Source organism: Flavobacterium sp. (assembly GCF_013823965.1).
GTDB lineage: Bacteria > Bacteroidota > Bacteroidia > Flavobacteriales > Flavobacteriaceae > Flavobacterium.
On the sequence record NZ_PNNA01000101.1, the window covers coordinates 46,479 to 60,719 of the forward strand.

Annotated in this window: 9 protein-coding genes; 1 reads left to right on the top strand and 8 read right to left on the bottom strand. The window is 37.9% G+C overall.

The features are described 5' to 3' along the window. Positions 1-383: 383 nt before the first annotated feature. A complete protein-coding gene (locus C0430_RS12220) occupies positions 384-2,420 on the top strand; it encodes a ComEC/Rec2 family competence protein (protein ID WP_290870566.1) in 2,037 nt (678 codons plus the stop codon). A 2-nt stretch (positions 2,421-2,422) separates the two neighbouring features. Here the strand turns inward: C0430_RS12220 and C0430_RS12225 are convergent, their stop codons facing one another. The 8 genes from C0430_RS12225 to fbaA form a co-directional block, all read right to left on the bottom strand. Then, the gene (locus C0430_RS12225; RefSeq protein ID WP_290870576.1) at positions 2,423-2,884 is read right to left on the bottom strand and encodes a thioredoxin family protein; all 462 of its coding nucleotides are present in this window, start codon (positions 2,882-2,884) and stop codon (positions 2,423-2,425) included. Positions 2,885-2,925: 41 nt separating this feature from the next. Continuing rightward, positions 2,926-4,731 (bottom strand): oligopeptide:H+ symporter, encoded by a 1,806-nt coding sequence (locus C0430_RS12230; RefSeq protein ID WP_290870579.1) that lies wholly within the window; start codon positions 4,729-4,731, stop codon positions 2,926-2,928. A 6-nt stretch (positions 4,732-4,737) separates the two neighbouring features. Beyond that, complete coding sequence (locus tag C0430_RS12235) at positions 4,738-6,249, bottom strand: peptide MFS transporter (protein WP_290870582.1); 1,512 nt, start codon at positions 6,247-6,249, stop codon at positions 4,738-4,740. Between the two features lie 4 nt (positions 6,250-6,253). Continuing rightward, entirely contained in the window at positions 6,254-7,912 is a 1,659-nt protein-coding gene (locus C0430_RS12240) for a peptide MFS transporter (protein ID WP_290870586.1), read from the bottom strand. A 75-nt stretch (positions 7,913-7,987) separates the two neighbouring features. Continuing rightward, complete coding sequence (locus C0430_RS12245; RefSeq protein ID WP_290870589.1) at positions 7,988-9,664, bottom strand: peptide MFS transporter; 1,677 nt, start codon at positions 9,662-9,664, stop codon at positions 7,988-7,990. 75 nt (positions 9,665-9,739) lie between these two features. Next, positions 9,740-11,914 (bottom strand): S9 family peptidase, encoded by a 2,175-nt coding sequence (locus tag C0430_RS12250; RefSeq protein WP_290870592.1) that lies wholly within the window; start codon positions 11,912-11,914, stop codon positions 9,740-9,742. A gap of 279 nt (positions 11,915-12,193) precedes the next feature. After that, complete coding sequence (gene accD, locus C0430_RS12255) at positions 12,194-13,048, bottom strand: acetyl-CoA carboxylase, carboxyltransferase subunit beta (RefSeq protein ID WP_290870595.1); 855 nt, start codon at positions 13,046-13,048, stop codon at positions 12,194-12,196. 64 nt (positions 13,049-13,112) lie between these two features. Continuing rightward, positions 13,113-14,180 (bottom strand): class II fructose-bisphosphate aldolase, encoded by a 1,068-nt coding sequence (gene fbaA, locus C0430_RS12260; protein WP_290870597.1) that lies wholly within the window; start codon positions 14,178-14,180, stop codon positions 13,113-13,115. Between the last annotated feature and the right edge of the window lie 61 nt (positions 14,181-14,241).

Genomic DNA, 14,241 nt, shown 5'->3' on the forward strand with positions numbered 1-14,241 from the left:
CTATATCTTAATACTGGATGTCATTTTTATCCATAAGAGCATAGATTAAGAGAATATTTGGTAGGATTTGGGGATATAAACTTACAGCTAAAGACAATACTTTCAAAACTTTTACATTAAGAAATTATTAACAATTTACGGTAATAAGTCACTGGTTTCAAGGAGTTTTTGCAATATATCGACCAAATGCAATTATGTTCGATGAAAACTCGAAAATCTTCCAAAAACAAGTTTTTTCGTAGTCTTAATAGAATATAAAAAAACGTGTGTTTATGGAATATTTTTAAAAAAAAGAGCGGATTTTCTTAATGTTGTGCTTCTAGTGTAACTATAATATTTTTATCAAAGTTATTTCGTATTAAAAAAAGTGTACTTTTATCATTATGAAAGTGTTACAGTTTCCTTTGGCGAGAATAACGATAGGGTTTGTAACCGGAATTCTTGTTGCTTATTACTTCAAACCGGCTCTTTCTTTTGTATTTGGATTGCTTTTCATCGCGGTTTGCTTTTTTATAATTCTCTATTTTATTTCAAAAAACAAGGTTGTGGCGCCAATTTATTTTGGTCTTGCCACTTATTTTTTGGCTTTTAACATTGGCACAAGCACCCAAATCATCCACACGGATTCTTTTCAAGAAAACAACTACAGTAACGGGAAATCGATTTTTAATCAACCGCATTTGGTTGCTGTTACCGTCAGGGATAAACTGCGAAGTACTGCTTATCACGACCGTTATATTGTCTTGGTAAACCAGGTTGACGATGTGGCAAAGTCGGGAAGATTGCTCTTGAATGTTAGAAAGGACAGCTTGACGCATACATTTGAAACAGGAACTCATTTGCAAATCAACGGGAGTTTGTACCAAAACAGTCCCTCCAAAAACCCAAACCAATTTGATTACGGCCAATACCTTGAAAGCAAACAAATCTATGCCCAGCTTTATGCCGATGCTTCGGATATTAAAATTGGCTCCTTCATCACAAAAGATATCTGGTATTACACTTCAAAATTGCGGTCAAAAATCATTCGAAACTTGGAGAAAAGTAATTTCAACAAAGCCGAACTCCATGTTGCCGTTGCTTTGATTTTGGGACAGCAACAGGATATTTCGCCCGAGATTATCAAGGATTATCAATTTGCCGGAGCAGTGCATATTTTGTCGGTTTCGGGATTGCATATTGGGTTCATACTACTTTTTGTAACTTTTTTGCTGAAACCTTTTCCCAACACAAAACGCGGTTCGTTCCTCAAATTAATCGTCATTTTGTTCTCCTTGTCTTCTTTCGGATTGATTGCAGGCTTGGCTCCCTCGGTGCTTCGCTCGGTTACGATGTTTTCTTTTGTCGCTATCGGAATGTATTTGAGGAGAAGCACCAATATTTTTCACACTTTGCTGGTTTCCATATTGCTCATTTTGCTTTTTCAACCTTCTTTTTTGTTTGACGTGGGATTTCAATTGAGTTATGTGGCTTTGTTTTTCATTCTTTGGCTGCAACCTTTATTGGCAGGTCTTTGGTTGCCAAAGTATGTGTTTGCCAAATATTTTTGGGAAATTCTCACGGTTTCCTTTGCGGCACAAATGGGCACTTTTCCTTTGAGCATTTATTATTTTCACCAGTTTCCGGGCTTGTTTTTCGTGACTAATTTGGTTATCATTCCATTTTTGAGCGTGATAATGGGATTGGGTGTTTTGGTGATGGTCTTGGCAGCATTAGATTCTGTTCCGCTTTTTTTGGCCAAATCATTGGAATGGAGCATTTTTATCCTGAATAAAATCATCAACTTTATTGCTTCGTTGGAACAATTTATCATTCAGGAAATCTCGTTCAATTGGCAGTTGTTATGGAGCATTTATTTGTTGCTGATTGCCACGATTATTTGGTTCAAAAAGCCAAGTTTCAACAGACTGGTTTTGGCATTGTCAACAATAATCATTTTCCAAATCACTTATTTCCAAACGCATTGGGCAATCCAGCACCAAAGTGAATTGGTCATTTTCAACACGAAAAAAAGCACCTTGATTACGGAACGCAAAGGAGAGAAGATTACTTTGTATGCCAATGACAGTCTGTTGAAAACGGCTTTAGACAACAAAACACTTGCTTCTTATTCGATGGGAAATTTCAGTAGTTTGAAAGTTAAAAAAAGATTGCAAAACTTGATTTATTTTAACGGGAAAAAGATTTTGGTTATGGATAGTTTGGGTGTTTATCCAAAGGATATTCGGCCAGATATTGTCCTGTTTACCCAATCGCCAAAAATAAATTTTGAGCGTTTTCTGGAAACCATGAAACCCAAAATGGTAGTTGCCGATGCTTCGAATTTCAGGACCATTCAAAAGCAATGGAAAGCCACATGCCTAAAAAAGAAAATCCCTTTTCACGCTACTGCCGAAAAGGGATTTTATAGATTGGATTGAAGTTATTTCTTTTTCAGGATTTCATCGGCAACGGCCAGCCAAGCTTTTGGCCCTCCGGCAACATAACCCGTATTTCCAATGCCCGTAAAACTGGATTTCCCGTTTTTTACAGTGGCAGTGGCAAACCAAACTGTCGGAAATCCTTGTATCCCGAAGGTTTGTTGCAAACTGTTGTTTTGGTTTTTAATGGCATCGGACTGAGGCGTTTTTCTGGGAAAATCTAGTTCTACCAGTACAACATTTGTCTTTGCCCATTTGGCAAATTCTGGAGTTTTCAACACCTCTTTTTGCAAACGGATGCACCAACCGCACCAATCACTACCGGTAAAAAACAACAACATTGGTTTCTTGGTTTTATTGGAAACTTTTATGGCTTTGTTGATGTCGGTTTCCCAGGTTAATTCTTGTGCCTGAACGGCAAAAGAGGCCATTACCACTAATAATGTTATAAATGTCTTTCTCATATTTATATAATTTTTAAATTTATTTTTCAAAAATAGTGCCATTATCTAATGCCATGCATCAATCTTTTGATTACCGGAGACATTACAATGGCGAAGAGGCCGACCACAATAGAAATCAGTGTCAACATCCAAAAGAAATAACTCAATCCGTGTTCGTCGGCTATTTTATCGATGTTTTCGCCAAACATTCCCGCTCCTTTCATGCCAATTGCGACTGCAAGATACCAAACTCCAAACATAAATGCAATCATTCTAGCGGGGACTAGTTTGCTCACGTTAGACAGTCCCACGGGCGAAATACACAATTCGGCCATTGTATGAAAAAGATAAACCAAAATCAGCCAAATCATGCTTGCCGAAGCCGTTTTGGCTCCTGGCGCGATATCATTTGCACCAAAGGCAACGCACGCCATTCCCAAACCAAGCAATCCCATTCCGATTCCGTATTTGAAATTGGCGGAAGGATTGTATTTGCTTTCCCACCATTTCGAAAATAATGGCGCCAACGAAATGATGAACAACGAATTTAAAGTGGAGAACCATGTCGCGGGAACTTCGGTTAATGGAATGGTTACTTTCTCGATTTTTAAAAACCGCAATGTTTCATCAGACAAGGATAAATAACCGGAGGTATAATAATCTTTGGCCAACATCCATAAAGCAATTGTCCAAATGATTACGAAGCTGCTACTTAAAATAAAGGCGGCCAAAGTATATTTCTTGAAAGTTTGTTTGAATAATAATGCCAAAACCCATGTTATTATGGTCAAAGGCAAAACGGTAATCAGGGAGTTTACGACTAAAAAAGTCAGGCTCCAATTTCCTTCCAAAACGCGATTGGTGTAATCAGCGGCAAAAATGGTTAAACTGTTTGGCGATTGTTCGAATATTGCCCAAAAGAAAATAGTTAAAAAAGCGAAAAAAGTTACCGCCATTAATTTTTCCCTAGTAATTTTAGAGTATTGGGTAAATCGGTAAATAAGCAACATAATGAACAAAATCAAAGCCGTGACAATGGCTATATTATTACCGTTTTCGCCCAAGAATCCAAAAACATCTATTTTTCCGCCTGAAATTTTTGAAACCGGAGCATTCAAAATCCACAGTAATCCCAAGCTGGCCATTATGGCAATTAATCCCAATTGGATTGGCGTGAACGGATTTCTTTTGTCGCTATCCGATACTTCTATTTTTGCCTTGCTTTCTTTGTTTGGCTTTAAACCAATGTCGCCAAAGATGTTTTGGGACAACCAAAATTGCAACATTCCGAAGAACATAAAAATTCCTGCCAATCCAAAACCGTAACTCCAGCCCACTTTTTCGCCTAAATAGCCGCAAAGCAATATCCCAAAGAAAGCGCCAGCATTCACACCCATATAAAACAGGGTATAAGCACCGTCTTTTTTTTCTGGACGGTCTTTGTACATTTCGGAAATGATGGAAACCATGTTGGGTTTAAAGAATCCGTTGCCGAAAACCAGTAAAACCAATCCAAGGTAAATGGAAAATTCTGTTTCAACGGCCATCGAGGCGTGTCCGAAAGTCATCAAACTGGCTCCAATAACCACAGCCCACCGATACCCGATTTTTTTATCGGCAAAATATCCTCCCATCATCGTGGACAAATAAACCAGTCCCACATAAGAACCAAATAGGGAAGAGGCATTTTCGCGACTCCATTCCCAACCTCCGTCCATTGCCGAAGCCGTTAAGAACAAAATGAGCAGGGAGCGCATTCCGTAGAAGGAGAATCGTTCCCACATTTCGGTAAAAAACAGCACAAATAATCCGGCTGGATGTCCTAAAACGGGGTTCTTGAAAAATTGGTCGGTGGTGTTTTGAGTCATGGAATTTTATTTTACTTCCTGCATTAATTTTTTTACCAAAGGGGAAATCACTATTAAAATTACTCCTGCAATCAAGGCGTAAATGGCCAGTTGTTTGTAACCGTCGGCATACACGACCAGTTTTTCGGCATTGGAAGCGTTTTCTGAAGCTCCGGCGATATTGGCACCCAATAATCCGGCGAAATATTGTCCGTAAGCACTGGCGAGAAACCACATTCCCATCATTACGGCCTGTAATTTGGCAGGCGATAATTTGGTCATGATGGACATTCCTATTGGAGACAAGCATAATTCTCCAAAGGTGATTATGAACCATCCAAATGTAAATAAGTCCAACGAAGTAACACCATTGGCATCAGCAAAAAACTTGGTGTAATAAAACACCCAGAAACCGCCTGCCAGAAACAAAAATCCCAATCCAAATTTCACAACGGTGTTCGGTTCTATTTTTCTTTTACCCAACCAAAGCCAAACTAAGCCAACCAAAGCCGCGAAGGCAATCACGAAGAAAGAATTGGCTGAATTGTTCACGCCGTTGGGATCAAGTTTAACGCCAAGAACTGTATTGTCTAGATTGCTTGCCGCAAATAAACTCAATGAGCCACCACTTTGTTCGAAAAAAGCCCAAAATACAATGGAAAACAGAATGAAAACCAGGGCAGCAATTAGTTTTTTATTTTCTTTGATAGAGAAATTTTTCATTTCATAAAGTAAATACAGCAAGGAACATGGCCCGATGATGTACATGAACATATCGGTATATCCAGAATTGGAAACCAAAAGGATTACCATCGGAACAACAAGTATTGATCCTATGTAAGTGCTGTATTCGTATTTTTTTCTTTTTGAATTTTCTATGTCCAATAAAGGAGAAAGCCCAATTTCTCCAAGCGATTTTTGGGTTTGAACGAATGTCAATAAACTTATGATCATCACAACCGATGCAAATCCGAAAGCAAAATTCCAACGCAAATGTTCAGGAATTACGGAAGAAAGCATGTTTCCATTGGCAACGGCAATACACAAATAACCTCCAATTAAAGCGCCTAGATTAACTCCTGCATAGAACAATGAAAATCCGGCATCTCTTCGATTGTCGTCATCTTTGTAGAGTTTTCCAACCATTGTCGAAATATTGGGCTTGAAAAAACCGGTTCCTATTATGGTAAAACTAATTCCGAAAAAGAAGAATTGTTTAGGGTCGATTGCCAAGATTACGCTTCCCACAATCATTAGAAGTCCTCCCCAAAAAAGGGATTTTCGATAACCTAAAATCTTGTCGGCAAATAAACCTCCAATAAATGTAAATGCATAAACAAAAGCCTGTGTCGCTCCGTATTGCAAGTTAGCCACTTCGTCGTTCATCATCAACTGGTTTACCATAAAAATAACCAGCATTCCGCGCATTCCATAGAAACTGAAACGTTCCCACATTTCGCTGAAGAATAAGTACCACAATTGTTTGGGGTACTTGCCTTTGAAGTTTTGTATTTGTTCTAAAGTTAATTTGGTTTCCATAATTTTAATTGATTCCTTTTTCTTTCATTACTTTGTTCAGGTTTTTTACCAAGGCAAACATAATCAACGTGGCCAACATCAATAAACCAAAATTCACCCAAAAAAAGTTGGCTTTGTCATCATAAGTGTCCCACAAACTGGCCAAGACTCCGCTTAATTTATTTCCGATAGACGTCGATAAAAACCAACCGCCCATCATCAAGGCCGTGATATTTTTTGGACTTAACTTGGAAACTACCGACAATCCCATTGGACTCAGGAATAATTCTCCAATGGTAATCACGCCATAATTGGCCACTAACCACCACACGGAAACTTTTTCGGTGCCGTTATTTCCTATATGGACTGCGGCAATCATCACTAAAACGGATAGGGCAGAGATTAATAGTCCGAAGGCAATTTTTGTGGGCGTTGAAGGTTCTTTCTTTCGGCTTCTTAAAAAGGTGAAGAATGCCACGACCAATGGTGTCAACAAAATAACCCAACCCGGATTGATGGATTGGCTTAAATTGGCAGACCAAGTAAATATTTTATTTTCTTCTTTGGGCAATTTATCTTTGGCCACATTTCTGAAATACAAAGGATAATCGACCACTTTTGTTACTTTTCCATCTTTTTTCTGAATGCGAAAAGCAGAGTCGTATAAAGCCACAGAGTCTTTTTTATAGGTTAAAGTATCGGTAAGAACAAGCTTTGAACCTATCTGTTGTGCCGTTCCGGTCAATTCCCTGTCGGTGTATTTATCGCCCCAATTGTTTAGTGCGGAACCATTTAATTTGAATACAGCCCAGAACAAAATCACGACGGCAAAAATGGACAATAAAGCGCCTATTGGTCGTTTGTCTTCCACTTTGGCCTTGAAATAAAGGCTTCCGTAAAAGAAAATGATTGGAATACATGCAAAGACGAAAGCATCGGTGCTGTCAGAACCAAAAATCGAACTGTCGAGGTTGGCATCTGAAGTGACTCCTTTTAAAAGCCAACCGATTACACCGAAAATAACCGATGGCAACAAGATGAAAAGCACAATTTTATAAAAAGGCATGTCTCCTTCTTGTACTCCTTTTTTCTCTGTTTTGTCGCCATAATGTTTGGTTCCAATCAAGAATACGATTACGCCTATAAACATTCCCACACCAGCAGCCATAAAGGCTTCCTGCCAGCCAAAAAGAATTTTCAGGGCAGCACCAAAGAAATTGCAAATAAAAGCTCCAACATTTATTCCCATGTAGAAAATGTTGTAGCCTTCGTCTTTCTTGTCTTTGTATTGCTCGTCGTTGTAGAAATTACCCAGTAATGTCGAAATGTTTGGTTTGAAAAATCCATTGCCCACAATCACCAAAGTCATGGCCGTGTAAAGCATTGGCAAACTGTGAATTCCCATCATCATATAACCCACACCCATCATCAATCCTCCAATAACGATGGATTTTCGATAGCCTAAATACCTGTCGGCAACTAAACCGCCTATGAAAGGCGTCAAGAACACCAAGGCGATGAAAGTTCCATACAAATCAGAGGCTTCCTTTTCCGTCATGGCAAAACCAGCCTCGACATCTTTCAGGTATAGCGTAAAAATACCAATCATTAAATAATAGCCAAAACGTTCCCACATTTCGGACAAAAATAAATAAGGCAATGCTTTAGGGTGATTTTTCCACATAATGAATCGTATTAAAAAACAAACCTACAGGGAATTCTTGTAGGTTTGAAAGAGATATAAAATAGGTTAAAAATATTATCGAATGCCGTGCATCATTTTTTTCAAGAAAGGAGTCAATGCAAACAAAATTATGGATGCAATTCCTGTCAAAACAACAAAAACCATAAAGAATTCGAAGAGATTGTGAATTTCAAATCCCGCAAAAATGGGGTTGTGATCGCTAATTTGATTGGCTGCCAATAATTTTAATTGTTCAGCAGTAGGAGTGATTGTCTTGTCTAAAACGCCTTGCAAATCAATGCCAAGTTCTTTGGCTTTAACAAATTTATCGCCTGTAGCCGGCATAATGGAACCTAAAGTTCCCGCTAAAGCATAACCAGAAGCATTGGACAAAAAGAAAACTCCGTACAATAAGGAAGAAAAACGTTTTGGAGATAATTTTCCAACCAATGACAAGCCTATTGGCGACAAGCACAATTCAGCACAAGTTTGGATTAGATACAAAAGAATCAACCATTTGATGGCCAGCAATCCGCTGTTTCCTAAATCTTTTACGTTGTGGGCAATAATGAAATAACTCAACGCAATCAAAGCCAAGCCAAAAGCTTGTTTCATAGGCGAAATAGGTTCACTGTCCTTGCTTCTCAAATAATCCCAAAGCATGCTAAATGGAATAGCAAAAGCAACTACAAACAATCCATTAAAAATTTGAACCATTGACGGCGGCATGTTCCATCCAAAGAAATTTCTGTCCGTTTGGTTATCCGCGATAAAAGTCAATGAAGAACCTGCTTGTTCGAAAGCTGCCCAAAAGAATATGATGAAGAAAGCAACAATGTAAATTACAAATATTCGGTCTCGCTCAATTTTAGTCAATGATGAATCAGAAACAATTAATCCTGCCAATGTTAAACCACTGGAATAAATCAAGGTGTAAATTAAATTTTGATCAAAAACAAAATGGATTATCGCTCCCAATACCAAGAACATGATTCCGGCAATTATCAATGCTTTTTGAGAAAAAACCGCTTTTTGAGATTCACCTTCTTCAAAATCCGACGAATCATTTTTAGATGGCAATCCACCAAGAGGTCTTCCTTCCGGAGTGACAACATATTTATTTTTCAAAACATAAAAAATGGCTGTTCCAATAAGCATTGCTACTGATGCTGCCAAAAATCCCCATTTGAATGCGTGAATATCGCGAATTCCTTCAGCATCTTTAACATCTCCAACAATTGGACAAATTAATTGACCCAAGAAAGCACCTAAATTAATTCCCATATAGAAAATGGTGAAAGCAGTATCGAGTTTGCTTTTTTCTTGTTTAGGGTACAAACTTCCCACCATACTGGAAATATTGGGTTTGAAAAATCCGTTTCCAAAAATGATGATTCCCAAAGCAGACCACATCAAGGCATTGGCGAGACTTAAATTTGTTCCGAAAACACTGGCGCTGGTAAACAATAAAAATTGCCCAATGGCCATCATCAAGCCGCCCAATAAAATACAGTTTCTGTTTCCAAAGAAACGATCGGCAATAAAGCCTCCCAACATCGGGGTCAAGTAACAAAGTCCCAGAAAACCTCCATAAATCAAGGAAGCATCTTCCTCTTTCATCATTAATGAATTGACAAGGAACAATGTCAAGATGGCCCGCATTCCGTAGAAGTTGAAACGTTCCCACATTTCTGTTCCAAATAACACCCAAAGTCCTTTTGGATGTGCTGTTTTTACTGCTGCTTCACTCATTTTTTTATTTTGGTTAAGGTTATTGATGTAAATTATTTTTGTTTTAGATTAGTCATCACGCGATTTGATGATGTTTTACAAATTATCATGGATAAAAGTAGTCATTTTATTGTACAATTGAATTCTGGTTTTTCCGCCAAAAATTCCGTGATTTTTATCGGGATAAATTTGGGAATCAAATTGTTTGTTGGCTTGAATTAAGGCTTCCATCATTTGCATCGAATTTTGTACATGAACATTGTCGTCAGCCGATCCGTGGATCAACAAAAATTTTCCTTTGAGTTTGTCGACAAAATTGATTGGAGAATTATCGTCATAACCATTCGGGTTTTCTTGCGGCGTTTGCATGTATCTTTCGGTGTAAACGCTGTCATAAAAACGCCAATTGGTTACCGGAGCAACGGCAATCGCCATTTTGAAAACGTCATTCCCTTTCAAAATACAATTGCTGGACATGAATCCGCCATACGACCAACCCCAAATTCCAATTCTGGATTTATCTACATAAGGGTAGTTTCCAATGACTTTGGCGGCATCAATCTGGTCTTCGACCTCGTATTTTCCGAGTTGGTTTTGTGTTATTTTTTTGAAATTGGCGCCTTTGAAACCGGTTCCTCTTCCGTCAACGCAAGCCACAATGTAGCCTTGTTGGGTTAGCATCATAAACCAATATTCATTCGAACTTCCCCATTGATTTGCGACTTGTTGTGAGCCGGGTCCTGAATATTGAATCATGAAAACAGGATATTTTTTGGAGGCATCAAAATTCTTCGGTTTCATAATCCAGGCATTTAGCTCATTTCCTTTTTCTGTTTTTAGCACGAAAAATTCTTTTTGAGGCAATTCGTAGGATTTCAATTTTGAAGCGAGGGTTTGGTTGTTTTCTATGACTTGAACTTGTTTTCCTGTTTTGGACTCGTTCAAAGTATAAGTCGTTGGCTGGGAAGCCGTCGAAAAGGAGTTGATGAAATATTGAAAATTGGGGCTGAAAGTGGCTGAATTGGTTCCCGTATTCTGGGACAACTTGACTTTGTTTTTCCCGTCGAGGTTAATTTTGTAAATCCCCCTGTTGATGGAACCGTTTTCTACCGATTGATAAAAAATAGTTTTGGTTTTCTCGTCAAAACCGTAATATTTTGTCACTTCCCAATTGCCTTTCGTTACTTGATTTCTCAATTTTCCGGTTTTGTCATACAAATAAATGTGGTTGAAACCGTCTTTTTCAGAAGTCCAAATAAAACTGTTGTCTTTCAGGAAAGTTAAATTGTCAGTGTCGATAAAATCGATATACGATTTGTCTTTTTCATTCAGAGCCACCTTTGTTGCCGCAGTTGTTCCGTCAACAAACAACAAGTCCAAATTGTCCTGATGGCGATTCAGTATTTTTGCAGATAAAACATTGGCGTCGTTTGTCCATTTTATCCTTGGAATATAAAAATCATTGTATTGGCGCAAATCTACATTCTTAGTGGATTTTGTTTCCACGTCGTATAAGTGTAAAGACACCAATGCGTTCTTTTCGCCAGCTTTCGGATACTTGAAAGTTTCTATTTTTGGATACAAATCTTTTGCAAATACCGACATCGAAAACTCTGGAACCTGGCTTTCGTCAAATCGAATGAAGGCTATTTTTTTGCTGTCTTTGCTCCAGTCGAAGGCTCTTACAAAGGCAAATTCTTCTTCATAAACCCAATCCGTGATACCATTGATTATGGTGTTTTTGCTTCCGTCGGTGGTGATTTGGGTGTTAGATTGAGAAATGATGTCATAGATGAAAAGATTGTTTCCTTTGGCGTAAGCTATTTTTTTTCCATCAGGCGAGAAAGTAGGCTCTTGCACTTGTTCGAGAATCTTGCTCAGGTCCTTGGTTTCGATATTGTAGAGGAAATAATCGGCTGTAAAGGAATGTCTGTAAATAGAATTTGTATTATTGGCAATCAAAATCATTTTTTCGTCTGAACTGAAAGAATAACTTTGAATTCCACCGGTCAACTTGGGCTGATTTTTAGTATCGATTAAAGTGGAGACTTTTTTCAAGGTTGCAAAATCGAATAAATCAATTTGCGTGTTTCTTGAAGTTCGATCATAATTCAAGACGGTATATTGGTTGGTGTTTTGCATGGACTGGAGTTTGTCCATTCCTTTGGCACTAAATTCACCATTAAAAATGGCTTCAACAGTGATTTTTTGTTGTCCAAAAACGCACAAACCCAACAATAAAAACAAGAAGGTAATTCTATTCAAATGCATAAAATTTAGTTTGATATAATAACTGCCAATTTTAGTGAAAATTTTGCAATTATTTCACGTTTTGAGTGTTAAATGTTAAAAATATATTGGATAAATTTCCTTAAAAAAGTGAGTATGATGGAAATAAAAAGCCGCGAAGACCCCAAAAATTTAATTGTGAGGCATTCACGGCTTTTCTTGGCTTGTAATCCAAGAAACAAATTTATAATTTTTGCTTTTTTTTGATGCTTTTTTAGAATGAGATATCAAAAAAAAATCCCGATTATCTCGGGATTTTAATTATCTGATATTGTTATTCTGTATCAAATCTATATACAAATTGATGGAATCTTTCAACTCTTTTCGAGGAGTGATAAAGTCCAGAAAACCGTGTTCAAGTACAAATTCGGCAGTTTGAAAACCTTCGGGCAAATCTTTGCCTGTAGTGTCTTTTACGACTCTAGGACCTGCAAAACCAATTAATGCGCCCGGTTCAGAAATGTTGATGTCTCCAAGCATGGCATATGAAGCTGTTGTTCCTCCAGTTGTAGGATCAGTACATAAAGAAATGTAAGGAATTTTTGCATCGGCCAATTGGGCTAATTTAGCGGACGTTTTTGCCAATTGCATTAATGAATAAGCAGCTTCCATCATTCTGGCTCCACCTGATTTGGAAATCATTACAAAAGGAACGTTGTTGTTGATGGAATAATCAATGGCACGAGAAATTTTTTCTCCTACAACTGCACCAATGGATCCGCCAATGAAAGCAAAATCCATACAGCAAACTACCAAGTCTTTTCCTTTTGATTTTCCAACGCCTGTACGAACCGCATCTTTCAATTTGGTTTTAGCCATGACGTCTTTCAAACGGTCTGAATATTTTTTGGTGTCCACAAACTGCAAAGGGTCTTTTGAAGTCATTTTTGCGTCTAATTCAATGAATTCATTGTTGTCAAACAATATTTCAAAATATTCGGCGCTGCCTATTCTCACGTGAAAACCATCTTCTGGGCTAACCCAAAGATTTCGCGCTAATTCTTCGGCATCAATAACTTTTCCGGTAGGTGATTTGTACCAAAGTCCTTTTGGGACATCCATTTTGTCTTCGGTAGCTGTCGTAATTCCTTTTGCTGTTCTTTTAAACCAAGCCATATATTTAATGGATAATGGATAATTGACAATGGATTATTATTAATTGTCAATTATCAATTGTTAATTATAATGTGTTCACGTTATTCAAATCTGCAAATGCTTGTTCCAGTCTGGCGTTGAAAGTAACCTCACCTTCACGCAACCATTTTCTTGGATCGTAGTATTTTTTGTTTGGAGCATCAGAACCAGTTGGATTTCCGATTTGAGTTTTTAGGTAATCAATGTTGTCTACCATAAAGTCACGAATACCTTCAGCAAATGCAAATTGCAAGTCGGTGTCGATGTTCATTTTTACTACACCATAGCTGATACCTTCTCTTATTTCTTCTAATGTGGAACCTGAACCTCCGTGGAAAACGAAATCAACTGGGTTTGGTCCCGTTTTGAATTTGTCTTGAACGTAATCTTGGGAGTTTTTCAAGATTTTTGGAGTCAATTTTACGTTTCCTGGTTTGTAAACACCGTGAACGTTTCCAAAAGAAGCCGCAATTGTGAAACGTGGGCTTACTTTTGATAATTCTTCGTAAGCATAGGATACTTCAGAAGGTTGTGTGTATAATTTTGAACTGTCAACATCAGAGTTGTCCACGCCATCTTCTTCACCACCTGTAATTCCTAGTTCGATTTCCAATGTCATTCCCATTTTACTCATTCTAGTTAAATATCCTTTACAGATTTCGATGTTTTCTTCGATAGGTTCTTCGGATAAATCAATCATGTGAGAAGAGAACAAAGGTTTTCCTGTTTCGGTAAAATGTTTTTCAGAGGCATCCAATAATCCGTCAATCCAAGGCAATAATTTTTTGGCACAGTGGTCAGTGTGTAAAATTACGGTTGCTCCGTATGCTTCTGCTAAAGTATGGATGTGTTTTGCGCCAGCGATTGCACCAGCGATTGCTGCTTTTTCACCGGCATTGGAAAGTCCTTTCCCTGCATTAAATTGTGCTCCACCATTTGAAAATTGGATGATAACGGGTGCATTAAGTTTAGCTGCAGTTTCAAGAACTCCGTTTATGGTGTTTGATCCCGTAACGTTAACTGCCGGAAGTGCAAACCCTTTTTCTTTTGCATAATTGAAAATTTCTTGAACTTGATCTCCTGTAGCTACGCCCGGTTTGATATTGTGTGCCATTGTAATTTATTTTGTTGTTTATTTTATTTTGTTGTTTTTCCGACTGCAAAAATAAGAATTA